Source organism: Pseudomonas paraversuta (assembly GCF_904067025.1).
Lineage (GTDB): Bacteria > Pseudomonadota > Gammaproteobacteria > Pseudomonadales > Pseudomonadaceae > Aquipseudomonas > Aquipseudomonas paraversuta.
The window spans coordinates 1,046,353-1,070,570 of record NZ_CAJFDA010000001.1; the positions used below are offsets into that span (position 1 = coordinate 1,046,353).

The window sequence follows — 24,218 nt, forward strand, 5'->3', positions numbered from 1 at the left end:
TGCTACGTCAGGTCAGAAGTAGCAAGTTCCGAACCACAGTGGGACAGGGGGTGGATTAAAGGGTGAGGCAGGCCAGTCAAGCGACGGCCAGTGCCCGAAAAAAGCGCGTGATAAAACGTGCGCACACAAACAGTGCGCGGCCAGTTTTATCTGTGGGAGTTGGCAGGTTTGCTCCCACAGACCGGATTGTGCGGTGGCACTCAGTCTGTGGGAGCCGGCAATGGCATTAACCGCTTACAGCGTTTTATTTGCCGGGAACCAGGGTCAAGCGGGTCTTGCCGTACACCTTGTCGAAGTTCTGCGGTTGCATCGGGAAGCTGATGTATTGGCCCTTGAGCCAGGGATCGATGCCATCGGTGTAATGTGGACTGGCGGGGTTGCTGGACTGTCCGGTGCTGTTTTGGCCCATCATCGGTTCAATCTGACCGAAGTCGACGATCATGCGCATGGCCGGGATCAGCGTGGTCTCGAAGCCGCTACCGCCAACGTTGTAAGCCGCGATATTCAGGGTGCTCTGGTCGCCGCCAGCCGCAACGGGGCCACGCACAGTCTGGCCATCGGCATTGCGCCACAGGTAGTAATGCAATTTTCCCCACTGCCAGGCCTTGTGATCAGCGCCCATCAAGCTGTCGCCGGCGTTGATGGCGGCTGCCAGGCTGCGGGCCAGAATGGTTGGTTTATCTTCTTTTTGCGGGGTGCGAATGTCGTCCCAGAACGGGCTGTCCTCGCGCCCAAGCAAGTGATCGGCCTGTGCCGAGTACGACAGCCCGCCGTTGGCGATAAAGGCCTTCCAGCTGGCACTGGTTTCTGGCCCGAGCTCATCCAGGAAGATCTGCCTGGTGCTTTCTTGCAAGAACAGTTCGTACAGCGCGGCATCCGCCGAGGCCGGCCCGAGTTTGCCGTCAAACGCCATTAACCGGCCAAGGGCCTCGCGGGCCTTGCCCTGATCAGCCGCAGGCAAGGCGGCGATCGCCTGCTTCAGCGGCTGCGCCATGCCGGGAGCAGTAAACATGGTTTTTAATTTGGCAGCGAACAGGGTGGTCTGGTCGTACTGCATCGCGATCATGCTGCGAGCGTCCTGTTTGCCACTGCCGGCCAGCTGCGCAAGGCGCTCGCTGCGCTCCGGGGATAACCACGAGTTGGACAGCTGCATGCCGTAGCCATAGGCAGCGGTGCGCTGGTTGGCCGTCCCCAGCCAGCCTTGTGCCGGGTCCTGGTCGTAGGGATGCAGCATCGGATCGGCGTAGCCGTCCCAGTCGTAGCGGCCGTCCCAGCCCGGCGAGGGGAACAGGCCAAGGCCTTCGCGGCGGTTGGGATACAGCCCGGTCACTTGCCAGCCAATGTGGTTCGCGTCTGCGTACAACAAATTCAGCGCCACAGCGCGGATCTCGCGGCTGGCATCAGAGGCTTTCTCACTGTCCTGGGCGCGGGACAGGTCGAAAAAGGCATCAAGGGTTTTGTCGCCCTTCAAGTCGGGGGTTTGTAACGCCAGGCCCAGGCTGGCGTTTAAATCGGCCGCAGTGCTCCAGGAACTGTTGAGCAACGGTCCGTGGCGCGTTTCGTAAATGGTTTGACGAATCGGGCGCTGACCTTTGACGAAAAAGGTCTCGTTACGCACGGTTGCGGGCAGCCATTTGCCGTCAGCCAGGTAATACAGGCTGTTGCCCTGACGCTTGAGTTTTTCCAGGAATACATCCTGGTTATCACCCATGGCCATGCTCATGCCCCAGGCTACCTTGCCGTTGAACCCGGAAAACAGGGTTGGCAAGCCGGCGATGGAAGCACCTGCGGCCTGATATTTAGGTGCGCGTATTTGCACATAGCTCCAGGCCGAAGGCACACCGATGGGCTGGTGGATGTCGTTGGCCAGCAGGCTTTTGCCGCTGCGGCTGCGCTGCGGGCCAATCGCCCAGTCGCTCGACGCCGTGACTCCGGGCAGACTCAAGCGAGTGACTTGTTCAAGGGCCTGGGTCACAGCGCTTAATCCAGGCAACTGGCTGCCCGGGATCAATCCTTTGAGTTTGTCTGCTTCGCCTGTGGCCAGGGCTTCATTGGGGTAGGTCGGCGTCAGCCAGGGCAGCTTGGCGGTACCGGCTTTTTGCGCCAGGACCAACGAATTGAGCTCTTCCTGCAAATTGACCGACATGGAGAAGTTCAGCAGGCTGAAAATCAGCGCTGAATCTTCAGGCTTCCAGTACTCGATTTTATAGCCGGCTTGCGCCAGATCGGCCGGGAGCTTGTCGCGATAACGGAACAGGTAGGCGTTGACCCCGCGGGCGTACACCTCAAAGAATTTCTTTAGCCGTGGCGAAGCGCTTTTATAGAGCTCGCCAGCGTTCTTTTTCAGGTTAACGCTGCGCATCAACCGGTCGCTGTCCAGTGCATCGGCGCCGTTCAACTCAGCCAGCCGGCCCTGGGCCAGCAAGCGTAAACGGACCATCTGGCTGATGCGGTCGCTGGCGTGCACATAACCAAGGGTGAACAGGGCGTCATGAAAGCTGCTGCTTTCGATCAGCGGCATGCCCTGACTGTTACGGCGTACAGACACATTCTGCGCCAGGCCTTTAAGCGGCTGTACACCGGAGGTCGGGACCAGGCTTTCTGAGGAGTGGTTGTTTATCTGGCAACCAGTCAGGCCCAGCAGGCCGACCACTGCCGCGGCAACGCCGAACCGGGGTAAGAAATGTGTAAGGGCTGGCGAGGCCATGGCAAAGCTCCTGCGGGGGGAATGTCATCGAAAGGCGCTACGTTAGTGAGGCCGATGACGCCGCGCAAGCGCTATCTCAAAGGGTTCCAGAGGGGCTGTGTTCAGTGCGCCCGGCCAGTTTTACCTGCGGATGAAAGTTTTGCCGGGACAGGGCAACTTTGCAGGGCCACAAACAAACACGCCGCACGTGCCCAAGGCAGGTGCGGCGTGTACAAGCAGCCTGGAAACTATCAGGCGCCGTGGCACTTCTTGAATTTTTTGCTGCTGCCGCATGGGCACGGATCGTTGCGGCCAACGTCTTTCAGTTCGTTGCGCACGGGCTCTTGGGGCGCGTGGCCGCAATGAGGGCCATGTACGTGACCGTGGTCGTGGTGGTCATGGGCGTGATCATGCTGCTCATGATCGTGGTTGCAGTCCGGGCCATGAACGTGGGGTTGTTGGGTCATTACTCAATCACTCTGGAATAAAATCGGCAGGGATTATCTCGCCTTTGCGGGTCAGGTGCACGTCGTTACCGTAGAAAAGGCCGGTCTCCAATGTGCCATCCAGCCGATAGGGGATGGGTTGGTCAGGAGATTCAAGCAATTTGATCAGCGGGCGCACCTGCGGCCACAGGTTGGTGCGCACCGGCACCACGAGCACGGCGTGGCTTTTTGCCTCGACGCTGAACCACTGGCTGTACTCCCCCTCGGCCAGTTTTATGGCGTCCAGCTGAATCCTGTAGGTCAGGCCGCGTACGGTCAGCGTCGAGTCGTTGGGGTTGTCGATCCGAAAGTACAGTTTGAAGCGCTGCTCCAGCATTTTGGCCTTGACCAGCTCTACGCGCACCAGATGTACGTCCGGGTCTTTTTCACCCGAGTCAAACCAGGAGGCGCAACCCGACAGCGCCAGAATCATCATCAGGGCAATTGTTCTTGTTATTCGAGCCCGAGAATCCATTCCTTAATTCCTCTTTTGTCTCAGTTGCCCAGATAGCTGGCGCAGCACTTTTTGAACTTGAATCCGCTGGCGCAAGGGCAGGCATCATTTCGCCCGACCTTAAGTGGCACTGTGGGATCAATGAAGTACCAGCGTCCAGCACTTTGTACAAATGATGACTGCTCGCGATGACTATGTTCGCCGTTGGCATCGTGCCAGCGTGCAGTAAAGGTCACAAAGGCATGTTCGGGTTGACCGCCGAAAACTTCGCTGCTTTCAACTTCCAGTCCCAGCCAGGTGCTTTGCGCGCTCCAGTCGCCAATGGACTGACAATCGAGGCCGGCCTGCTGTATTGGCAGCGTGGTACTGACCAGATAATCAATCAAGCCCAGGACATAGGCGCTGTAACGCGAACGCATCAGCGTTTCTGCGCTTGGGGCCGGGTGTCCGGCGTGATAGTGCCCGCAGCAGGCGTCGAGCAAGTTGCCGCTGCCACAAGGGCAAATGGATGTACTCATCGGCTTACCACCAATATTTGCCAAAATTTTCCGGATTGGCCCAGAATCTGGCATTCAGCCAGTCGGGTACTTGTTTGTACTCGCGCAAATCGTAAGTGAACAGGGTCAGTACCTGTTCATCGCGCTGAAAACGCTCACTGCTTTGCAGGGCAAGCGAAAAGAAATCGGTGTCCTTCCAGTTACAGGCACTCAGATCCGCCAGCACTGCAATGCGGCTGGCGTTCAGGTTGCGAATTCCGCCCAGTAGTTCCAGCCCTTCGCGCTTGGGCAGATGTTCCAGACAGTCGATCACCAGGGCCAGGTCAAAGCGCTGTGCGGCCAGTTCTGCCGGTAAAGCCCCGGGGGCCGCGTGGGCGACAACAACTTCGGGGTGAGTCTGTGCAAAAGCTGCCAGCGCCGGAAACTGGCTGGCGCCGACCACGAGCAGGCGTTGTGGCGCAGAACGCTCAAGCAGCGCCGCCAGTGCTTGCTGGGGTGTACGGGTAGAAATACCAGACGTCATCGAAAGTCCTCAATCAGAGCCCCAAGACTAGCGTGCTGAAGCCCCGGGGCCTAGTGGGCACTTGTCCGTGCATTGCCTTTGCTGGCGCATAACCCCGGCGCGGTCTTTACTTTCGGGGCATCGGCCCAATGCCGACCCCCAGGAGAGACCCCATATGAGCATCATCAGGACAGCCGTACCTTTGATTGTTCTCACCAGTGTATTAACGGGTTGCGCCGGTTTGCAAAAAACCGACTGGCCTACCTGTGCTGCTGTAGGTGGCGTTGGCGGAGCGGCGCTGGGGGCGATAAACAGTACCGCCTGGGCGGGCGGCGGTGCGGTATTCGGTGCCGGCATGGCCGCGGCTTACTGCTGGGTGCACGGCGATGGCGACGCGGATGGCGACGGAGTTCCGGACAGCCGTGACCAATGTCCGAACACTCCGAAAGGGGTGAAGGTCGATGCCGCAGGCTGCCCGATAGTGGCGGTTGTGGTGGTTGAAGAGGTGGTGATAGTTAAAGAAGAAACCATCGTGGTACGTGATGTTCACTTCGAGTTCAATTCGGCCAGACTGACCGCCGCCGACAAGGAAAAACTCAATGTGATTGCGACGCGGCTGAAAAAAGACGCGGCCAATGCTCAGCTTAAAGTCACAGGCTATACCGACAGCGTGGGCAAGGAAGCTTACAACCTCAAACTGTCCAAAGAGCGCGCGCACTCTGTGGTCGAGTACCTGATCAGCAGCGGTATACCACGCAGCCAGTTCGTATCCGTGGCCGGCGCCGGTGAGTCGAATCCGGTGGCCAGTAATCAAACCCCGGAGGGCCGTGCCCTGAACCGTCGTACCGAGATAAAAATCATTCGTTAAACCGGCCTCGGCGCTCTGGCGAAAGCCTCAAGCCAGAACGATATCTTCAAGGTCCGCAGGGCGCCCGGGTTTGATCAGACCAATCAACCCCGGGCTGTTTTTTTGCAAGGTTCACTGGCGCCGGCCTCCTGCAAGCCGTTAATGTGCGCTCAAAGAAAAACATAAAAGGGCAGGGGTATGCAGGTACTTAGGGGGCTGGGGAAAGTGTTGATGCTGTTGTTCTGGGGGATTGCGCTGAGCAACATTTACAAGCCGCTGATCAACCCGCTCGATTTACTGATTAATCTGGCTGGCAGTCTGTTACTGCTGACCCATGTACTTGAATTGCTGTTGTTCAATAGCAGTCTGCGGGACCGTCCGCACCCTTGGCGTGACCGCCTTTACATCCTTCTGGTTGGAATCCTTCACGTGCAAACCCTTGGTACTTCTTCAAAGCGAGACGACAGCCATGCGTAAACTTTGTCTGTTGGCCGCCTTGTGCAGCCCTTTTGCCCATGCCGACGTGGTCATGGTGCAAGCCAACTCCCTGATGCGCCTGCCGGGTAACGCCAGTGTGTTGCAGCTGGAAAAACTCGAAGTGGCGGACTACGGCACGCTGCTGATTCCCGCTGGCGTCACCCGGGTCGACATCGACCAGTTGCACCTTGGGCGTGAGGCGCGCATCACCCTGGTGCCTGCCGAGCCTGGCATCGAGCTGCGGGTTGGCCGGGCCGAGTTTGACGAAGGCAGTCAAATCAATGCCCGAGGGGCTCCGGGCACCTTTGAAAAGCCTGCCCGAGCGGCACGGGATCTGAGTGTACGGATTGAATCGCTGCAAGCACCGCAATTGCTCATTGATGCCCGTGGCGGCACGGGAGCGCCGGGTTTTTCCGGGCTTGATGGTGGTAATGGCCAGGCGCCGGGTTGTACCTGGGGTGCGGCGGGTGCCGGGGCCAATGGCGACGACGGAGGTAATGGTCAGGCGGGTGCGGCGGGTGCACGGGTACGGGTTGAACTGCCGCGCGACTACCCGGCGGAGCTGATCAGCGTGCGGGTGGATGGCGGGGCAGGGGGCAAGCCGGGCGAAGCCGGGCGTGCGGGCGCTGGTGGCAAATCCAAGGGTTGTATTGTGTACCGTACCGACGGTGGAAAATCCGGTCGCCCGGGGCTGGCCGGACAACCGGGCGATGCCGGAGCCGCCGGCATGGTGACCATTGAGCGTTTGTAACGGTAATACGCCACCTTTGATCTAGAGCCCTGCCGGGAAGCCCGGCCTCCCGGCAGGGCAGCCCTTAAAACATGGGGCGGGCCGCCGCAATGGCTACCAGCACCAGCCCTACGATCAAGTTACATCCCACCAGGCGCCTGATCCGGCCCATGACCGCCGCACCTGCGGCCCACTGCTGGTCCTGCACGGCTTTGCGCAACTCCGGCAGTTGCAGAGACTGAATCCGGATAAACAGCGCCACCATCACAATGTACAAGCCCATCATTATCTGGACATAACGCGGGGCGGTTTCGAAACCGCTGAAGCGCATCTGCAGCAGCCCTACACCGCTTATCGGCAAAATCACCACCGCCAGCCATACCCAGACAAAAAACCGTTGAAACACTTCTACCCACAGTTTTAACCGCACAGGGCCTTCAAGGGCCGTCACAGCTGCCGGGCGCAGGATCATCCAGGCAAAAAACATCCCTCCCACCCAGATCAGGGCGGCCAGTAAATGCAGGCTGTAGGCGAGGCTAAAGGCGGTCATTGGGGTACTCCGTGCGGCGCAGGATGAATTAGCGGGGTATGATAGCGGCCATTCGAACCACTGAAAATTTATCCAGCGTTTCTCGCGCCCGAAGAACCATGATTAGTAACGAACTAAAATCCCAGATCCAGGGCGCTTACTCGCGTTTTCTCGAAGCCAAGAGCCTCAAACCACGCTACGGCCAGCGTTTGATGATCGCCGAAGTGGCCAAAGTGCTGGGCGATATCGATACCGATGAAGAAGGCCACCGCAGTGGCGAACCGGCTGTGGTCGCCGTCGAGGCCGGCACCGGTACCGGCAAGACTGTCGCCTATAGCCTGGCCGCCATCCCTACGGCCAAGGCCGCCGGCAAGCGTCTGGTTATCGCCACGGCGACCGTGGCCCTGCAAGAGCAGATCGTCTATAAAGACCTCCCCGACCTTATGCGTAACAGCGGGCTGAATTTCAGCTTTGCGCTGGCCAAAGGCCGCGGGCGTTATATGTGTCTGTCCAAACTCGACATGCTGCTGCAAGAAGGCCACGCGCAAACCGCGACGGCGCAGCTGTTCGAGGAAGAAGGCTTCAAGATCGAAGTGGATGAGGCCAGTCAGAAGCTGTTCACCAGCATGATCGAGAAGCTTGCCGGTAATAAATGGGACGGTGACCGCGACAGCTGGCCCCAAGCCCTGGAAGACCAGGACTGGGCGCGCCTGACCACCGACCACAGCCAGTGCACCAACCGGCATTGCCCCAACTTCGGCCAGTGCGCCTTTTACAAGGCTCGCGAAGGCATGAGCAAGGTGGACGTGATTGTCACCAACCACGACATGGTTCTGGCGGACCTGGCGCTGGGCGGCGGTGCAGTGCTGCCTGACCCCCGTGACACGCTGTACGTGTTCGACGAAGGTCACCATTTACCGGACAAGGCCATCGGCCATTTCGCCCACTACACCCGTTTGCGCTCAACGGCCGACTGGCTTGAGCAAACGGCCAAAAATCTCACCAAACTGCTTGCCCAGCATCCGCTGCCGGGTGACCTGGGGCGTTTGCTGGAGCAGGTGCCGGAGCTGGCGAAAGAGATCAAGGCCCAGCAACAGTTCATGTTCACTGCCTGTGAGCAGGTGGCCGACTTCAAAGTGGGCGAAGAGCCTGAAGGTCGTGAGCGCCCGCGTCATCGCTTTATCGGCGGCGTGATCCCCGATCACATGCGTGAAATGGGGATCGAGCTGAAGAAAGGCTTTTCGCGTCTGACCGACCTGTTCACCCGTCTGACAGAAATTCTCAAGGACGGCATGGACGGCGAGGTCAATATTGGCATCACCAGCAACCAGGCCGAAGAATGGTATCCGCTGTTTGGCAGCCTGCTGTCCCGCGCCCAGGGCAACTGGGAGTTATGGACCGCTTTTACCACCGAAGACCCCGAGGACAACCCGCCCATGGCGCGCTGGATGACCCTGGCTGAAAGTGGTTCGCTGTTTGATATCGAGGTCAATGCCAGCCCCATCCTTGCCGCGGAAATGCTCCGTCGCAACTTGTGGAACGTGGCCTACGGAGCCCTGGTCACATCGGCCACCCTGACCGCGCTGGGCACCTTTGATCGTTTCCGCATGCGTGCCGGGCTGCCCAAAGCCGCCGTCACGGCAGTGGTGCCGAGTCCGTTTCATCATGCCGACGCCGGTGTCCTGCGGGTGCCGGACCTCAAGGCTGACCCGCGGGATGCCGTGGCCCATACCGCGGCGATCATTCGCGACTTGCCCGCTCTGGTAGAAGGCTCGCGGGGTACGCTGGTGCTGTTTTCCTCGCGCAAGCAAATGCAGGACGTGTTTGACGGTCTGGAGCGCGACTGGCGCAAGCAGGTGTTTATCCAGGGCAACCTGTCGAAACAGGAAACCCTCAACAAGCACAAGGCACGGGTGGATGGCGGGGACTCGAGCGTGCTGTTCGGCCTGGCCAGTTTTGCCGAAGGGGTCGATTTGCCCGGCGCCTATTGCGAGCACGTGGTAATCGCCAAAATTCCGTTTTCGGTGCCTGATGATCCTGTGGAAGCGGCGCTGGCCGAGTGGATCGAAGCGCGGGGCGGTAATCCGTTCATGGAGATTTCGGTGCCGGATGCTTCGCTCAAACTGGTTCAGGCCTGCGGCCGTCTGCTGCGTACCGAACAGGACCGCGGCACCATTACATTGCTCGACCGGCGGCTGGTCACCCAGCGCTATGGCAAGGCCATCCTCAACGCCTTGCCGCCTTTCCGTCGCGAAATTTCTTAAGCCCGGGCCGGCGTCTTTGCCGGCTTTGCTGTCTATGCTGTTTCTTCAACACCTCACAGGCTGTTTTCGGCCGTTTGGGAGAACCTGATCCATATGATTCGCCGTTCGCTGTCTGCTGTTTTTGCGTTGCTGGTCACGACCCCGCTATTGGCGGCACCTGCCGGTCAACAAACCTTGTTCAACTTCGTTCGTCCTGCCGATGTGGTGCAAGTGGCGACCGTGGATGCGAGCTTGCCGCAATACAACGCGGAGCAAACGGCGGAAGGTGAAGTGCTGCGCCGCGTGACCTTTAACCCGGCTGCTGCGCCAAGCCTGCGTCTCACGCCGCAAACCGGCGCATGGGACTGGTCGCAGTCGGGGATGATGACCCTGCGTATCCAGAATGCGATGAACTGGGCGCTCACCCTCGATGTGACCGTGCAAAGCAATAACGGCAAGACCCTCACCAGCCGGGTCGACTTACCTGCGGGACCGGCGCAAACCCTGTTACTGCCGTTGCAGGCGAATTCGCCGTACAGCCAGGGTATGCGCGCGGGACCGCCTATGCCGATGACTGTCGACGGGCAACGTATCTTGCTGGCCAGCACCCAAGGTGCGATTGATCTCAGCCAGGTGGTATCGGTCACCTTGTCCATCCCGCAACCCAATGCCGCGCAAAGCATTTTGCTCGAACGCTTTGGCGTGCAGGATGATGCCGGTGTGATCAAGGCCGTATACGGCTCGATCGTGGATAGCTACGGCCAGTCGACCCGGGCCAAGTGGCCGGAGCGAGTGGCCAATGATGAACAGCTCAAAGCCGCCGCTGCCAAAGAACAGCAGTTGCTCAAGGGCTGGCTGGCCAAACGGGGGGATCAGGACAAGTTTGGCGGTTCGCTCAAAGGTCCGGGGTTCAAGGCTACCGGCTTTTTTTACACCGAAAAACGCAATGGACGCTGGAATCTGGTGACCCCGCAAGGCCATCCGTTTTATTCCTTGGGCCTGAATGCCGTGACGGCCAACGATAGCCAGACCTACGTTGCCGGGCGTGAGTGGATGTTCACCGATCTGCCCGAGCAGGGTGCGCCTCTGGCCGGTTATTACGGTTCATCGAACAGCAACAACGGTAACGGTTCCGCGCAGGGGCGAGGTTACAACGTTGGCCGCTGGTACAACTTCTATGGCGCCAACCTGCAACGGATTTACGCGCAGCCTTGCGACGCCGGCAAAACAGTCCCCGGGGCCGAGCCTGTTATTCCATGTGCGCCACAAGTTATTGATGCCAAGCGCTGGCAGGAACACGCCCTGGATCGCCTGCAAGCCTGGGGCTTTAACACCATCGGCAACTGGAGCGATCCGGAACTGGGGCTCAATGATCGGGTGCCTTACACCTTGCCGCTGTCGATAGTCGGTGACTACGCCAGCATCAGCACGGGTGCCGACTGGTGGGGCGGCATGCCCGATCCGTTTGACCCGCGCTTTGCCATGGCCACCGAGCGCGCAGTGGCGATTGCTGCCCGCGACCATCGGGATGACCCATGGCTGATCGGTTATTTCGCGGACAACGAACTGGCCTGGGCCGGCCCCGGTAATGATCCGGCATCGCGCTATGCACTGGCCCTGGGCACCTTGCGGCTGACCACGGACGTACCGGCCAAACGTGCATTTCTGAAGCAGTTGCGCGACAAGTACCGTAACCAGCAAGGCCTGTCCAAAGCCTGGGGTGTCGATATCCCGGCGTGGGAGCTAATGGAAGACCCGGGTTTCGAGGCGCCGCTGCCCAGCGCCGAGCACCCGGAAATTGAAGCGGATTATCAGTATTTCCAAAAGGTCTTCGCCGATACCTATTTCAAGACCATTTCCGACTCGCTGAAGTGGCATGCCCCGAATCACTTGCTGCTGGGCGGCCGCTTTGCCGTGAGCACACCAGAAGCCGTGGCCTCGTGCGCCAAGTATTGCGACGTACTGAGTTTCAACTTCTATACCCTGCAGCCGCAGGACGGTTATGACTTCGCCAAACTGCGCGAACTGGACAAGCCGGTGATGATCACTGAATTCAACTTTGGCTCCCGCGACCGCGGCCCGTTCTGGGGCGGCATGACCGAAGTGGCCAGCGAAGAAGCCCGCGGTCCGGCCTATGCCAGGTTTCTCAAGCAGGCAGTGGCTGAGCCGTCGATTGTCGGCGTGCACTGGTTCCAGTACCTGGATCAGCCGGTTACCGGCCGTTTACTCGATGGCGAGAATGGTCACTTCGGCATGATCGGTATCACCGACCTGCCGTTTACCGGCTTTGTCGACAGCGTGCGTAAAACCAACCTGCTGGTCCTCGATCAACTCGGCCAAGAGGCCGCCAAGGCCCAGGTCGATGCTGACCAGGCCGCCAAAGCCCCGGTGCATACACCTCAGGATGGCAGCGCTGGAAGCTCTGGCCCGGGCCATGCCGGCGGTCATTCAGGTAAAGGTCACTGATCTGCGAAAACGGGCGGCGAGTCACTGCGTCGCTCCAGGGGGCCTGCGCCCTTCTAGATAGCATTTGAAAACCTGGCGCTTCCATTCAACTGAATGGAGGCTTCGAAATGGATGCGAAAGGGAGGTGGGCAAGTGGGGTCGAAGCCGTTCAGCGTGCACGCATGCGATTCGGGCCCGCTACGACTGTTCTGCGGGGATTTCACAAAAAATCCACTCTCACGCTGATACCTTCTGCGCCGACTGCGTAATGCACAAAAATTGTGCGTTGGTAGCGGTTTGCTCTGTTTCAAAATCTCACAGGGACTGGAACAATGCATGCCTTGTAGAGCCATGCTTGATTCAGGAGGTGCGGGTGCAGATTCAGGGTTTTCACGACCTTAAGTTCGAAGCAGTACGTGAGGCGTTTGCCGATCTGTTCAATGATCCGCAAGAACGCGGCGCGGCACTGTGCATCCGGGTCGGCGGCGAAACGGTGCTCGATTTGTGGGCCGGCACCTCTGACAAGGACGCAGAGCAACCTTGGCACACCGACACCATTGCCAATCTGTTTTCCTGTACCAAGACCTTTACCGCAGTCACTGCGTTGCAGTTGGTAGAAGAGGGCAAGCTGGAGCTCGATGTGCCTGTTGCCCGGTATTGGCCTGAGTTCGCTGCAGCGGGCAAAGAGTCGATCACGTTGCGTCAGTTGCTCAGCCATCGCGCCGGCTTGCCGGCAATACGTGAATCAATGCCGGCGGCTGCCTTGTATGAATGGCAGACCATGGTGGATGCGCTGGCCGCGCAAGCGCCCTGGTGGACCCCCGGTGAAGGGCATGGTTACGCCGCAATCACTTATGGCTGGTTGGTGGGCGAGTTGATTCGTCGGGCCGACGGGCGCAGTGCGGGCCAATCGATAATGGCGCGTACCGCCAGGCCTTTGGGGCTGGATTTCCATATCGGGCTGGCGGATGAAGAGTTTTACCGGGTGGCCCATATTGCTCGCAGCAAAGGCACGATGGGCGATGCGGCAGCGCAACGCCTGTTGAAAGCGATGATGAATGAGCCGGCTTCGATCAGCACTCGGGCATTCACCAACCCGCCGTCTATCATGACCAGCACCAATAAGCCGGAATGGCGGCGGATGGAGCAGCCGGCGGCCAACGGCCACGGCAATGCCCGAAGCCTGGCCGGTTTCTACAGCGGTTTGCTGGATGGCAGTTTGCTTGAAGCCGAAATGCTCGGGCAATTGACCCGTGAGCACAGCATCGGTCCGGATAAAACCTTGCTGACGCAGACTCGCTTCGGGCTGGGCTGCATGCTGGATCAACCGGATGTAGCCAACGCTACCTTCGGCCTGGGCCCCAAGGCGTTTGGTCATCCCGGGGCAGGAGGGTCGATAGGGTTTGCCGATCCGGAGCGGGATGTGGCTTTTGGCTTTGTTACTAATACACTTGGGCCTTATGTATTGATGGACCCACGGGCGCAAAAGCTGGTTAAAGTCTTGGCGAGGTGTCTATAACCGGGTATTTGTAGGCCGTAGGTCGGAACCCTGTAGCTTTTATGCGTTTAATACGTTTTTTTATGTAGGCATAGCGCCTTTTATTCTTAATTCATTGTGTGGATATTCAATGTCATCTAATAAGACCCTCGCTCTGGCTCTTTGCCTGGCAATCACCGGTTGTGCACAAACTCCACAGAATGACGCCGCAGGTGGCCACAAATGGTGGCAGCTGGGCTCTTCCGACCAAGCGTCGACGCCTTCCGATAAAAGCGCCAGCGCACCTTCCAAGCCTGCAGACACTAAAGTAACTGCGCCGGTCGCCAAAACTGCCGCAGCGCCTGCGACTCCTGCTGTAGCCGAAGCCAAAGAAAGCGCTTTCAGCTGGTGGCCATTTGGTTCCGACTCGGCCAAAAAAGATGCCCCGGCGGAGAAAGAAAAGGTAGTGGCTGGCGCCGCAGCTCCTGCAACAACATCGACCAAGAATTGGTGGTGGCCGTTTGATAGCGCTGCCAAAGACAGCAAGCCCGCAACGGTTGGCGTGATTCCAATGCCAGATCCGAAAATCACTCAGGCCTGGCTGGACGAGTACGAGCCTCGCCTGCGTGCCGCAATCAAAGACACCAACCTGCAACTGGAGCGTCGCGAAAGCTTGCTGGTGATCGTGGCCTCGGCTGATAGCTCGTTCAAGGCTACACGCCCGGATTTGTTGATGCCGTCCATGCTTGGCCCGTTCACACGTGTGGCCAAAGTGGTTGAAGGCGATCCCAAAACTGCAGTACTGGTGCTTGGCCATGCGGACGCCACAGGCGCCATGGCAGCCAACACCCGACTGAGCCTGGATCGTGCCAAATCAGTGGCGGCTATCTTCCGCATGAGCGGTCTGCAGAGCAATCGTCTGACCCTGCGTGGCATGGGCTCGGTAATGCCTCGTGCAGCCAACGACAGTAATGAAGGTCGTGCACTGAACCGCCGGGTTGAAATCCTCATGACTCCGCAAGCGACCATGGTCGCGCTGGTCAGCAAATACAGCCAGCCTGCCTTGTCGCCATCTGATCTGGTTGCAGTGCAGCCGGCTGTTGCGCCGTCGATTGCGAAAAAAGCGGCTGCTCCTGCCAAGAAAGCGGTGGTTGCCAAAAAAGGCGCCCCGGCTAAAGCCCCGGCTAAAAAGGCAGTGAAAGCTGCTCCAGCCAAAAAGCCGGTAGTGGCTAAAGCCGACACCAGCAAAAAGGTTGCTGCTAACGATCAGGCCAAGAACTGATTGATTCAGGAAAGGATTGGCTCATGACTCAATCGCTGGCAGATATGCGCCGTGATTATACCCGTGACGGGCTGACCGAGGCTCAGGCTCCGGATGAGCCTTTCGCGCTGTTTCATCAGTGGTTCAGTGACGCGGTCAAAACCGAGCAGCCACCGGTCGAAGCCAACGCCATGACCCTGGCCACGGTCGATGCACAGGGTCGCCCGCATTGTCGGGTGCTCCTGCTTAAAGGTCTGGATGATCAGGGTTTTACCTTTTTCACCAACTACACCAGCGCCAAGGGCCAGCAATTGGCCGCACGTCCCTTTGCGGCGATGACCTTTTTCTGGCCTACCCTGGAGCGCCAGGTGCGTATCGAAGGTCAGGTGATCAAGGTGTCGGCGAAAGAGTCCGATGCCTACTATCAGGTTCGCCCGTTGGGTAGCCGGATCGGGGCCTGGGCTTCGCCACAAAGCCAGGTGATTGCGGGTCGCGAAGAGTTGATAGGGCTGCTTGAAGCCACAGAGGCGCGTTTCAGCGAGACCCAGCCGCACTGTCCTGAACACTGGGGCGGTTATCGGTTATTGCCTGAACGCATCGAGTTCTGGCAGGGGCGTCCAAGCCGTTTGCATGACCGGCTGAACTATCGTTTTGACGGAGCTCGCTGGACCCTTGAGCGGCTGGCGCCCTGAAGTCGCTACCGGGAAGCTGCGTAATGCAAAACGGTAATTACGCGCTACCCTTACACGAGTTTTTAGAGAGTTGTCAGGCCTGACGAGACTGTACAGGCGCTGAATAAAGGCTGTTTATCTGCGCCGCGCGGTGACATGCACCCGGCTGCAGAGTTTAATGTATCCCTGATCTTTTGGAGTTGATCCTATGCGTAAGTCCGTACTGTTAGTTGCTGCTTTTTCGACCATGACAGTTTTGTTGGGCGGCTGCACCTCGAGCTTGACCGGCGACACCTACTCGCGCGATGAAGCGCGCCGCGTGCAAACTGTTCGCATGGGCACCATCGTTGCCCTGCGTCCGGTACAGATTGAAGGCACCAAAACCCCGATCGGCGCTGCAACAGGTGCTGTTATCGGCGGCGTTGGTGGCAGTGCTATCGGTGGTGGTCGTGGCAGCATCGTGACCGCCGTTATCGGTGCAGTAGCTGGTGGCCTGCTGGGCTCGGCAGCCGAGTCGGGCCTGACCAAGACCCAGGGTGTAGAAATCACCGTACGTGAAGACGACGGCAGCACCCGTGCCTACGTGCAGCAGGTTGAGCCGAACCAGGTGTTCCGTACCGGTGAGCGTGTACGCATCATGACTGTTGACGGTACCAGCCGCGTTACCCAGTAACGCCCAGGCGACACCGTTAAAAACAAAACCCCGGCCAGTGTGAACTGGCCGGGGTTTTTGTTTATCTATGACCCTTATCCGGGAGCGGGCTCGCGCAAGGTCAGGCGACCTGTTGTTTACGGCTAAAGAACGCCGTAACCCCGTAGCCAATCAGCGCCGCCAGAATTGAGCCGGTCAGGATGCCCATGCGGTCCATTCCCACGTAATCACTGCTTCCCGCCACAAACGCCAGGGAGCCTACGAACAGGCTCATGGTGAACCCGATACCGCACAGAATCGCTACGCCAAACACCTGACCCCAGTTAGCACCGGCCGGCAGCGCTGCACAGCCGGTTTTAATCACGATCCAGGTCAAGCCAAACACGCCCAGGGTTTTACCGAGCAGCAAGCCTGTGGCGATCCCCATCGGCACGTGGTGGGTAAAGCTGTGCAGGTTGACGCCTGTCAGCGAGACGCCGGCATTGGCGAAAGCAAACAATGGCAAAATCCCGTAAGCCACCCAGGGGTGCAGCGCATGTTCGATGCCCATCAGTGGTGACGGTTCGGAGTTCCTGGTCCGCAGCGGGATGCAGAATGCCAGGGTCACACCCGCCAGCGTGGCATGCACGCCGCTTTTAAGCACGCATACCCAGAGGATCAGTCCGATGATCATGTAAGGGGCGATCTTGACCACGCCCATGCGGTTCATCGCGATCAAAATCACCAGGCACGCCGCAGCCAGCATCAGGGATACCCCTGACAGCTCGGTGGTGTAGAACACCGCAATCACAATGATTGCGCCCAGATCATCAATGATCGCCAGGGTCATCAAGAACAGCTTGAGTGACGCCGGGACACGTTTGCCGAGCAGGGCCAGCACCCCAAGGGCGAAGGCAATATCAGTGGCCATCGGGATTGCCCAGCCGCCATGGGCGTCCGGGAAATCTTTGTTGATGTACCAGTAAATCAGTGCCGGCACTACCATGCCGCCAACTGCGGCTGCACCGGGCAGTACTACCTGGGACGGTCTGGACAGTTGTCCGTCGAGCAGTTCGCGTTTGACCTCCAGGCCAATCAGCAGAAAGAACAAAGCCATCAGGCCATCGTTGATCCACAGCAGCGAGGGCTTGGCGATTTGCAAGGCACCGATCTGCACGGCCACCGGTACGTCAAGAAAGGCTGTGTAGTAGTGGGAAAGCGGCGAATTGTTGATGATCAAAGCCAGAGCCGCAGCTGCAATCAACAACAGACCGCTGGCAGCTTCCAACTGAAAGAAACGAGTGAAAGTGCTACGCAGAGGCAAGGTGGCTCTCCATCGGATAGTTATGGGGTGCGATACCCGGACTTGTGAACCCGCTGGTTAAAACAAAAACCGGGTTGGCTTTCGTTTCAAACAACGCGTTGATCTCACTTCGACAAAGAGCCTAGCAGTTGAGTGCCCAATGGAGCTGCGTTGAGTTTGAGCAGACTGCAGGAACTGTCCTGTGGATCAAACTGTACCGCTGCCTGGAGCTGAAAAGGGCTGCGTAACAGCCCTTGTCGAAGCCTGGCGGCAGCGGTACAGGGTCAGGCTTCGATACCGAGAATATCCCGGGCAACGGCTTCGGCAATCCGGATGCCATCCACGCCCGCCGACAGAATTCCGCCGGCGTATCCTGCGCCTTCGCCAGCCGGGAACAGGCCTTTGACATTGAGACTCTGCATCGACCCGTCGCGGGTCATGCGCAATGGCGATGAGGTACGAGTTTCGATCCCGGTCAGGATCGCGTCATGCATCGAGAAACCTTTGATCTGCTTCTCGAATGCCGGCAAGGCTTCGCGGATGGCTTCAATGGCGTAGGCCGGCAAAGCCAGTGCCAAATCACCCAGGGATACGCCCGGCTTGTAGGACGGTTCAACACTGCCCAGTGCGGTGGACGGCTTGCCCGCAATAAAGTCGCCAACCAATTGCGCCGGCGCTTCGTAGTTGCTGCCGCCCAACACATAGGCGTGGGCCTCCAGACGCTCTTGCAACTCGATACCGGCCAGAGGTCCACCCGGGTAGTCTTCGGGGGTAATGCCGACCACGATGCCTGAGTTGGCATTGCGTTCATTACGCGAGTACTGGCTCATGCCATTGGTCACGACGCGGCCGGGTTCGCTGGTGGCTGCAACCACTGTACCGCCGGGGCACATGCAGAAGCTGTAGACCGAGCGGCCGTTTTTGGCGTGGTGAACCAGCTTGTAATCAGCGGCGCCCAGCTTCGGGTGACCGGCGTACTTGCCAAGGCGCGCGCTGTCGATCAACGACTGCGGGTGCTCGATACGGAAGCCCACCGAGAACGGCTTGGCCTCCATATACACACCGCGCTCATGGAGCATGCGGAAGGTGTCTCGGGCGCTGTGGCCCAGGGCCATGATCACGTGCCGCGAGTTCAGTTGCTCGCCATCGGCCAGGACCACACCGGTCAAGTGTCCGTCATCGATCAATACGTCGGTAACGCGTTGCTGGAAGCGTACCTCGCCGCCCAGCGCCTCGATTTGCTGGCGCATGTTTTCGACTACGCCGGTCAGACGGAACGTACCGATGTGCGGTTTGCTGACATAGAGGATTTCGTCCGGCGCACCGGCTTTGACAAACTCGTGCAGCACTTTGCGACCGTGGTGTTTCGGGTCTTTGATCTGGCTGTAGAGCTTGCCGTCCGAGAAGGTCCCGGCGCCGCCTTCGCCAAACTGCACGTTCGATTCGGGGTTCAGGACGTTTTTGCGCCACAGGCCCCAAGTGTCTTTGGTGCGCTGGCGCACTTCAGTGCCGCGCTCAAGAATGATCGGCTTGAAGCCCATTTGTGCCAGCAGCAAGCCAGCGAAAATACCGCATGGGCCAAAACCCACCACAATCGGGCGTTCGCGTAAATCCTGGGGCGCGTGGCCGACAACTTTGTAGCTGACGTCCGGAGCAGGATTGACGTTGCGGTCATCCGCGAACCGCAGCAACAGCGGGGCTTCATCGCGCACGCTCAGGTCGATGGTGTAGATGAAGCACAATTCGGAGGTTTTTTTGCGCGCATCGTAGCTGCGCTTGAACAAGGTGAAATCGAGCAGGTCATCGCTGGCGATGCCCAGGCGCTGCACGATGGCAGGGCGCAGGTCTTCTTCGGGATGGTCGATCGGCAACTTGAGTTCGGTAATTCGTAACATGACAGTGTCCAATAGAGGGGCCAGGCAAACCCCGGCAGCCTTAACGCGAACCGGCGATTATAAGCTGCCTGGAGGTCAGACCGTCAGCAACATTTGTCGTTTAGTCGTTACGTGCGCCACCGAAGTAGCCACAACCACGCTGTACCTGACCGTTGACCCGCAGTTCAGCGCCCAGATGCTGAATGCTGCCGTAGACACTGTCCGTGCAGCGTTGCGGGGCGACCCAGAGTTCGATGTGTTGGTTGTTGGCTTCTGTGGACAGGGAGAAGCGACCGTCGCCGACCTGTTCCTCAACAAAAGGCAGTGCCAGTTGTGGCTGGCCTTCGCGTTTTAGCACCATGCCCTTGGCGCCTGCCTGGACTTCCCACGCCGGGCCATTGCCGTTGGCATGCACGGTGATTTGTTTGAAGTTGGGGTCTTTGCAGGCGGAACTGTTGCGCTCCAGGCGATACAGTTGTTGCAGCTGAACTTCGCCGTCAGTGCCGGGGACTTTACCGGTGACAAAGCTGCCGCGAATGTCGGCGAACAACTTGCCGGGCTTGTCAGGCATGTCCGTGGCGTCTTGCACCAGGGTGGTACTGGCACTGTCACGCACCACATAGCGCTGTTGCCCGACGCATGGCTGGAAAATTAACTGGCCATTGGCCGAAACCAGCTCACCTTGCAGACGGGTCATGCCGGCATTGCTGTCAGCGGGTTTACTGTTGAACATTTGGCAGCCCGCAAAAAGGGGCAACAGGGCGAACAAAACCAAGGAACGAGCAGCACGCATCATTGAGACTCCTGACTAGTGCTGCCACGTTACTTAGGCGCGAAGTGCTGCACAAGGGGCGATCTTTTTTTCCGCCGGGCAGGCCCTGCGCGAGCGTGCCCGTTCGAGATTTTTTGATCCGCAAAGCCCGCCCCTGCAAAGGGACTGGTCGATTAGCCGACCTGATAGGTTTGCCCGGTGTGAAGGCCTTCTACGCTTTTGGCGTAGGCCAACGCCACCTCAGCTGCTGCGACCGACTTGAATCCGCGGAAGTATGCGGCATATTTGCCCATGGCTTCGGTCAGCACGGTAGGGCTCACCGAGTTCACCCGCAGGCCGCGGGGCAGTTCGATCGCCGCGGCTTTTACGAAGCCATCCAGTGCGGCGTTTACCAGCGCTGCGCTGCTGCCGGTACGAATCGGCTCACGGTTGATTACACCGCTGGTGAACGTAAACGAGGCGCCGTCGTTAGCAAATTCACGACCGATCAGCAGCAGATTGACCTGCCCCATCAGTTTGTCCTGCAAGCCCAGGGTGAAGTCTTTTTCGCTCATCTCGGCCAATGGCACGAAATTGACGTTGCCTGCAGCGCACACCAGGGCGTCGAAGCGACCGGTCTTTTCAAACAGTTGCCGAATCGAAGCGCTGTTGCTGATATCAACCTGGAAATCGCCACTGCTGCGACCAATGCGCACGATTTCATGGCGGGGCGACAACTCGCGGTCAATGGCTGAACCTATGGTGCCCGTAGCGCCGATCAACAGAATCTTCATTGCCATGTTCCTTCAGTGATGGGGTGTGGGTTGAGTCTAATGCTGGTGTTTTAAGGTGATAAGCGCACTAATGGGCAACCTTTGGTTTTCATATGGAAACAATCAATGAGCGAAGTGGATGACCTGGCGGCGTTCGCGGTGTTGATCGATGCCGGCAGTTTTACCCTGGCGTCCCAGCAACTGGGGTGCAGCAAAGGGCAGTTGTCCAAGCGCATCAGCCACCTTGAAGCGCAGTTCTCGGTGGTGTTGCTGCACCGCACCACCAGACGCCTGAGTCTGACTGCAGCCGGCGCTGCATTGCTGCCCCAGGCTCAGGCGCTGGTAGTACAAGTGGAGCGTGCGCGTCAGGCATTGGCACGGCTCAAGGACGACATGGCAGGTCCGGTGCGTATGACTGTGCCCGTGTCACTGGGTGAAACCTTCTTTGATGCACTGCTGCTGGAGTTCTCCCGGGATTACCCGCAGGTGCAGATTGAGCTGGAGCTCAACAACAGTTATCGCGATTTGGCGCGGGACGGTTTTGATCTGGCGATCCGCTCGCAAGTGAGCAGTCACGAGCGGTTAGTGGCTAGGCCCGTGCTGACCTGGCATGAAGTCACTTGCGCCAGCCCGGCCTATCTTGAGCAACACGGCGAGCCGGATACTCCGCAACAACTGGTGGAGCATCAGTGCTTGCTGAACAGTCACTACAGTGGGCGTGAGGAGTGGCAGTACCACCAGCAGCATGATTTGCATCGGGTTCGGGTATCGGGGGTGTTCGCCAGTAATCACTACAGTTTGCTGAAAAAAGCCGCCCTGATCGGTTCGGGAATCGCCCGTTTGCCGTCTTACATGCTCCAGGCTGAGCTGGCGGACGGGCGTTTGCGCGGCTTGTTGCGTGATTATCAGACCCGCAGCAATCCCATGTATCTGGTGCATCCCTATCAGGGGGGCTTGCCCAGGCGCACCCAGGTGCTGGCGGACTACCTGGCGGGCTGGTTTAAGCGTAGCGGTGAGGCATTAGCCCGGCTTCAGCCATAGCGGCGCGCAATCAGCCGGTCAATTGAACAGGCGCCCGGACCTCTTGCCATCAGGTACAACAGAATTGCGATCCAGGTGCCGTGGGTCGGGTAAGCATCGGGGTAGACGAACAACTGAATGGTCAGGGTCATGCCCAGCAGGGCCAGCGCCGAAAAGCGGGTAGCGAAACCCAGCAGGATCAACACCGGGAACAGATGCTCACTGAGGGTCGCCGCGTATGCAGCTACATCAGGGGGCAGCAGTGGCAGCTGGTAATCGGTGCTGAACAGGTAGGTGGTGGACGCGGCCAGGTGCGGTACGCCGAGCTGGAACGTACCGTTAACCAGGTCGATGGCAAAACCTTCGACTTTGGTCTGGCCTGACTTCCAGAACACGGCGGCAATGGAAAAGCGTGCGATCAAAGCGATCAAACTGTGGGGGATGCGCTGCATGAGTGCAATTGCGTACTCGATCCAACGGCGTAACAGGCAGGAGGTTGCGACAGGCGTGTTCATGGCGAAATCTCGGGAGCAGGGGACAAATCAGTGATGGCGTCATGGGTAATCAGCAGCGCCAGGGCCTGGCTCAAGTCAAAGTAAGGATCAACCTGCAGCGCATGTTCCGCGGCGGGCCCCAGGGCATGGCCGCTCTGCAGATGCCTGATAAAGGCCGTGTAACCGGGTCTGACGGCGAATACCTCGACAGATAATCCATAACGCAGCACCACGGTGCTTTGTGGCAGGCTCAGGTCAAGTCCCTGGCTTAGCTCCTCGTTTTGATGTGCGGCCCATAAATCGGCTACGGCGTAAGGCGAGTCCAGGGTTGCAACGCCGGGGTGCAGCTGCAGGTGCAACTGACCGAGACTTTCTGGCACCTTGAGCATCCGGGCCAGTACCTGCGGATCCACCGCGCAGGCGTCTGCTGCGTGATAGGCCGCTACACACAAGCGCTCAAGACGTGCGGTATCTGCCAGGTAGGGCAGGCTCCTGGCGGGCTCGAAATCGCCAATGAAGTCAGCAAAACGGACGCCATAGGTGCTCATTATCGGGCTGTCAGGCGGGCTTTTTTTAATGAATAGCCGTGCCATTTCCTGAAAAAAATACTCGCCCACCAACCTGGCCACTACGGGATAACTGAATGCCAGCGCATTGATCAACCCTCTCTGGACATTGTTGCGATACACCGCGAAACGGCTCTCGATGTGCCCGTTGCGCGATACCAAACCTCGCGGGCATGGCTGTTGGGAGTCAAGCACGGCTGCGCTGAACGCTTCTTGTAGTCTCATGTTCGCTCCCGGGTCGTTAGCAGGTAACAGTCAGCGAGCTCGGCCTGGGCGAGCAGTTCGCTGAAAACAGGCAATTGGTTGTCGCGCTCGATCAGCGTGGCCACCGGGCCAACGCATTCCAGTACCTGCTGGTACAACGCCCAGACAGCCTGGTCGACGGGGGCGCCATGGCTATCGATCAGCAAGCGCTGCCCTGACTGGTCGATATCTTCTGCAAAGCCTGCCAGATGAAGTTCGCCCACCGCGTGCAAGGGCAGTGCATTGATATAGGCCAGGGGGTCGCGGTCATGGTTGACGCAGGACACGTACACATTGTTAACGTCCAGTAACAGGCCGCAGCCGCTACGGGAGATGACTTCATGAATGAAGCTCGCTTCGTCGAAATGTGTCTGGTCGAACTCCACATAGGTCGCGGGATTTTCCAGCAGTATCTGGCGCTGCAAGGTGTTTTGAACCTGATCTATATGTGCGCAGACCCGCTGCAGGGTGCTCAGGTCATAGCGCAAAGGCAGCAAGTCGTTGAGAAAATGCGGCCCGTGGCTGGACCAGGCCAGATGTTCTGAAAACACCCGGGGCCGGTAGCGGGCAAGCAAAGTTTGTAAACGTTGCAGATGCTCGATATTGAGTGGGGTGTCGCTGCCAATCGACAGGCCGACCCCATGAATCGACAACGGGTAGCGTTCTCTGATCAGACCCAGGTAATGATGGAAGGGGCCGCCTGCCACCATGTAGTTTTCTGCATGTACTTCAAAGAACCCGACATCAGGCAGGGATTCCAGTACATCCTTGAAGTGTTCGGCCTTGAGCCCCAGGCCCGCACGCGGCGGGAGCTGGGAGATACGAGGCGCGATGAGCGAAGCAGTTGAACTGTGCATCATCAGGACCCATGGCTGGACATCAGGATTTGGCAGTGAAAGCGGCAAGTTGGCCAAAGCCGGTGGATGAGGTGTGGCTGGCCGTTTTATCGCAGGTACCTTTAGGCACGAGTTTCCAGGCATCGCCCTGGTAGTCGGTTTTGGAGGTGCCTGCGCAGGTGGTGCCCGCGCCTGCGGCACAATCGTTTTGGCCTTTCAAGGCAACCCCGAAGCACTTCTCCATATCGCCGGCCGCCTGGGCTGGCAAAGCGGCAACGGTCAAAGCAGAGCCCAGGGCAAGAGCCAGGGCTGCAGCGGAAAAAGTGCGGGTGGTTTTGTTGTTCATGGTGAGTCTCCAGGGGTGATATTTACTACGCCGGCCACTGAATGCTGCCGGCTTACCCCACTAGAGAGAGCAGCCCG

At 58.9% G+C, this 24,218-nt stretch carries 24 protein-coding genes; 10 read left to right on the forward strand and 14 right to left on the reverse strand.

Going from position 1 to position 24,218, the window contains the following annotated elements; all coding sequences use genetic code 11:
- Window positions 1–244: 244 nt before the first annotated feature.
- From JQ848_RS04985 to JQ848_RS05005, 5 genes are all read right to left on the reverse strand, one after another.
- Complete coding sequence (locus tag JQ848_RS04985) at window positions 245–2,707, reverse strand: penicillin acylase family protein (RefSeq protein ID WP_010655669.1); 2,463 nt, start codon at window positions 2,705–2,707, stop codon at window positions 245–247.
- A 230-nt stretch (window positions 2,708–2,937) separates the two neighbouring features.
- Window positions 2,938–3,153: an SEC-C metal-binding domain-containing protein gene (locus JQ848_RS04990; protein WP_003443155.1), complete on the reverse strand. Its 216-nt coding sequence runs from the start codon at window positions 3,151–3,153 to the stop codon at window positions 2,938–2,940.
- Window positions 3,154–3,160: 7 nt separating this feature from the next.
- A complete protein-coding gene (locus tag JQ848_RS04995; protein WP_202210319.1) occupies window positions 3,161–3,646 on the reverse strand; it encodes an LEA/WHy family protein in 486 nt (161 codons plus the stop codon).
- Between the two features lie 20 nt (window positions 3,647–3,666).
- Window positions 3,667–4,143, reverse strand: a complete 477-nt coding sequence (locus JQ848_RS05000) for a YchJ family protein (RefSeq protein ID WP_003443153.1) — start codon at window positions 4,141–4,143, stop codon at window positions 3,667–3,669.
- Between the two features lie 4 nt (window positions 4,144–4,147).
- Window positions 4,148–4,645 carry a DUF6231 family protein gene (locus JQ848_RS05005; protein WP_003443152.1) on the reverse strand — a complete coding sequence of 166 codons (498 nt, stop codon included), beginning with the start codon at window positions 4,643–4,645 and terminating at the stop codon, window positions 4,148–4,150.
- A 154-nt stretch (window positions 4,646–4,799) separates the two neighbouring features.
- Here JQ848_RS05005 and JQ848_RS05010 point away from each other — a divergent pair, with 154 nt between their 5' ends.
- The 3 genes from JQ848_RS05010 (at window position 4,800) to JQ848_RS05020 (ending at window position 6,699) form a co-directional block, all read left to right on the forward strand.
- The gene (locus JQ848_RS05010; protein ID WP_003443151.1) at window positions 4,800–5,492 is read left to right on the forward strand and encodes a PA1041 family peptidoglycan-binding anchor lipoprotein; all 693 of its coding nucleotides are present in this window, start codon (window positions 4,800–4,802) and stop codon (window positions 5,490–5,492) included.
- 177 nt (window positions 5,493–5,669) lie between these two features.
- The gene (locus JQ848_RS05015) at window positions 5,670–5,948 is read left to right on the forward strand and encodes a DUF1145 domain-containing protein (protein WP_029612262.1); all 279 of its coding nucleotides are present in this window, start codon (window positions 5,670–5,672) and stop codon (window positions 5,946–5,948) included.
- Window positions 5,941–6,699: a hypothetical protein gene (locus JQ848_RS05020; RefSeq protein ID WP_003443149.1), complete on the forward strand. Its 759-nt coding sequence runs from the start codon at window positions 5,941–5,943 to the stop codon at window positions 6,697–6,699. Before JQ848_RS05015 ends, JQ848_RS05020 begins: the two co-directional genes overlap by 8 nt.
- A gap of 64 nt (window positions 6,700–6,763) precedes the next feature.
- Here JQ848_RS05020 and JQ848_RS05025 read toward each other — a convergent pair whose 3' ends face one another.
- Window positions 6,764–7,228 (reverse strand): CopD family protein, encoded by a 465-nt coding sequence (locus JQ848_RS05025; RefSeq protein WP_003443148.1) that lies wholly within the window; start codon window positions 7,226–7,228, stop codon window positions 6,764–6,766.
- A gap of 98 nt (window positions 7,229–7,326) precedes the next feature.
- On the opposite strand from JQ848_RS05025, the gene dinG reads away from it, so the two are divergent.
- The 6 genes from dinG to JQ848_RS05055 all read left to right on the forward strand — a co-directional run bounded on the left by dinG (window position 7,327) and on the right by JQ848_RS05055 (window position 15,977).
- The gene (gene dinG / locus JQ848_RS05030) at window positions 7,327–9,471 is read left to right on the forward strand and encodes an ATP-dependent DNA helicase DinG (RefSeq protein ID WP_003443147.1); all 2,145 of its coding nucleotides are present in this window, start codon (window positions 7,327–7,329) and stop codon (window positions 9,469–9,471) included.
- A 93-nt stretch (window positions 9,472–9,564) separates the two neighbouring features.
- Window positions 9,565–11,916, forward strand: a complete 2,352-nt coding sequence (locus tag JQ848_RS05035; protein WP_202210320.1) for a beta-galactosidase — start codon at window positions 9,565–9,567, stop codon at window positions 11,914–11,916.
- Window positions 11,917–12,268: 352 nt separating this feature from the next.
- Complete coding sequence (locus tag JQ848_RS05040; protein WP_202211242.1) at window positions 12,269–13,414, forward strand: serine hydrolase domain-containing protein; 1,146 nt, start codon at window positions 12,269–12,271, stop codon at window positions 13,412–13,414.
- A gap of 109 nt (window positions 13,415–13,523) precedes the next feature.
- Window positions 13,524–14,654: an OmpA family protein gene (locus JQ848_RS05045; RefSeq protein WP_127196129.1), complete on the forward strand. Its 1,131-nt coding sequence runs from the start codon at window positions 13,524–13,526 to the stop codon at window positions 14,652–14,654.
- A gap of 23 nt (window positions 14,655–14,677) precedes the next feature.
- Window positions 14,678–15,325 (forward strand): pyridoxamine 5'-phosphate oxidase, encoded by a 648-nt coding sequence (gene pdxH / locus JQ848_RS05050; RefSeq protein WP_202210321.1) that lies wholly within the window; start codon window positions 14,678–14,680, stop codon window positions 15,323–15,325.
- Window positions 15,326–15,512: 187 nt separating this feature from the next.
- Window positions 15,513–15,977 carry an outer membrane lipoprotein gene (locus JQ848_RS05055; RefSeq protein WP_003443142.1) on the forward strand — a complete coding sequence of 155 codons (465 nt, stop codon included), beginning with the start codon at window positions 15,513–15,515 and terminating at the stop codon, window positions 15,975–15,977.
- Between the two features lie 100 nt (window positions 15,978–16,077).
- On the opposite strand, the gene nhaA is transcribed toward JQ848_RS05055, so the two are convergent.
- The 4 genes from nhaA to JQ848_RS05075 all read right to left on the reverse strand — a co-directional run bounded on the left by nhaA (window position 16,078) and on the right by JQ848_RS05075 (window position 20,657).
- Window positions 16,078–17,259, reverse strand: a complete 1,182-nt coding sequence (gene nhaA / locus JQ848_RS05060; RefSeq protein ID WP_010655673.1) for a Na+/H+ antiporter NhaA — start codon at window positions 17,257–17,259, stop codon at window positions 16,078–16,080.
- Between the two features lie 263 nt (window positions 17,260–17,522).
- Window positions 17,523–19,133: an NAD(P)/FAD-dependent oxidoreductase gene (locus JQ848_RS05065; RefSeq protein WP_003443140.1), complete on the reverse strand. Its 1,611-nt coding sequence runs from the start codon at window positions 19,131–19,133 to the stop codon at window positions 17,523–17,525.
- A gap of 100 nt (window positions 19,134–19,233) precedes the next feature.
- Complete coding sequence (locus JQ848_RS05070; RefSeq protein ID WP_202211244.1) at window positions 19,234–19,905, reverse strand: COG3650 family protein; 672 nt, start codon at window positions 19,903–19,905, stop codon at window positions 19,234–19,236.
- Window positions 19,906–20,057: 152 nt separating this feature from the next.
- Window positions 20,058–20,657, reverse strand: coding sequence for a short chain dehydrogenase (locus JQ848_RS05075; protein WP_127196130.1), 600 nt, complete (start codon window positions 20,655–20,657; stop codon window positions 20,058–20,060).
- Window positions 20,658–20,762: 105 nt separating this feature from the next.
- Here JQ848_RS05075 and JQ848_RS05080 point away from each other — a divergent pair, with 105 nt between their 5' ends.
- Window positions 20,763–21,677 carry a LysR family transcriptional regulator gene (locus JQ848_RS05080; protein ID WP_202210322.1) on the forward strand — a complete coding sequence of 305 codons (915 nt, stop codon included), beginning with the start codon at window positions 20,763–20,765 and terminating at the stop codon, window positions 21,675–21,677.
- On the opposite strand, the gene JQ848_RS05085 is transcribed toward JQ848_RS05080, so the two are convergent.
- From JQ848_RS05085 to JQ848_RS05100, 4 genes are read right to left on the reverse strand one after another with little or no spacing between them, the layout of a single operon-like run.
- Window positions 21,668–22,171, reverse strand: coding sequence for a DoxX family protein (locus JQ848_RS05085; protein ID WP_127196131.1), 504 nt, complete (start codon window positions 22,169–22,171; stop codon window positions 21,668–21,670). The two genes, JQ848_RS05080 and JQ848_RS05085, sit on opposite strands and share 10 nt — an antisense overlap.
- Entirely contained in the window at window positions 22,168–22,941 is a 774-nt protein-coding gene (locus JQ848_RS05090; RefSeq protein ID WP_003443135.1) for an HvfC/BufC N-terminal domain-containing protein, read from the reverse strand. Before JQ848_RS05090 ends, JQ848_RS05085 begins: the two co-directional genes overlap by 4 nt.
- Window positions 22,938–23,816 (reverse strand): MNIO family bufferin maturase, encoded by an 879-nt coding sequence (gene bufB / locus JQ848_RS05095; protein ID WP_127196132.1) that lies wholly within the window; start codon window positions 23,814–23,816, stop codon window positions 22,938–22,940. Before bufB ends, JQ848_RS05090 begins: the two co-directional genes overlap by 4 nt.
- 22 nt (window positions 23,817–23,838) lie before the next feature.
- A complete protein-coding gene (locus JQ848_RS05100; RefSeq protein WP_003443123.1) occupies window positions 23,839–24,141 on the reverse strand; it encodes a BufA1 family periplasmic bufferin-type metallophore in 303 nt (100 codons plus the stop codon).
- Between the last annotated feature and the right edge of the window lie 77 nt (window positions 24,142–24,218).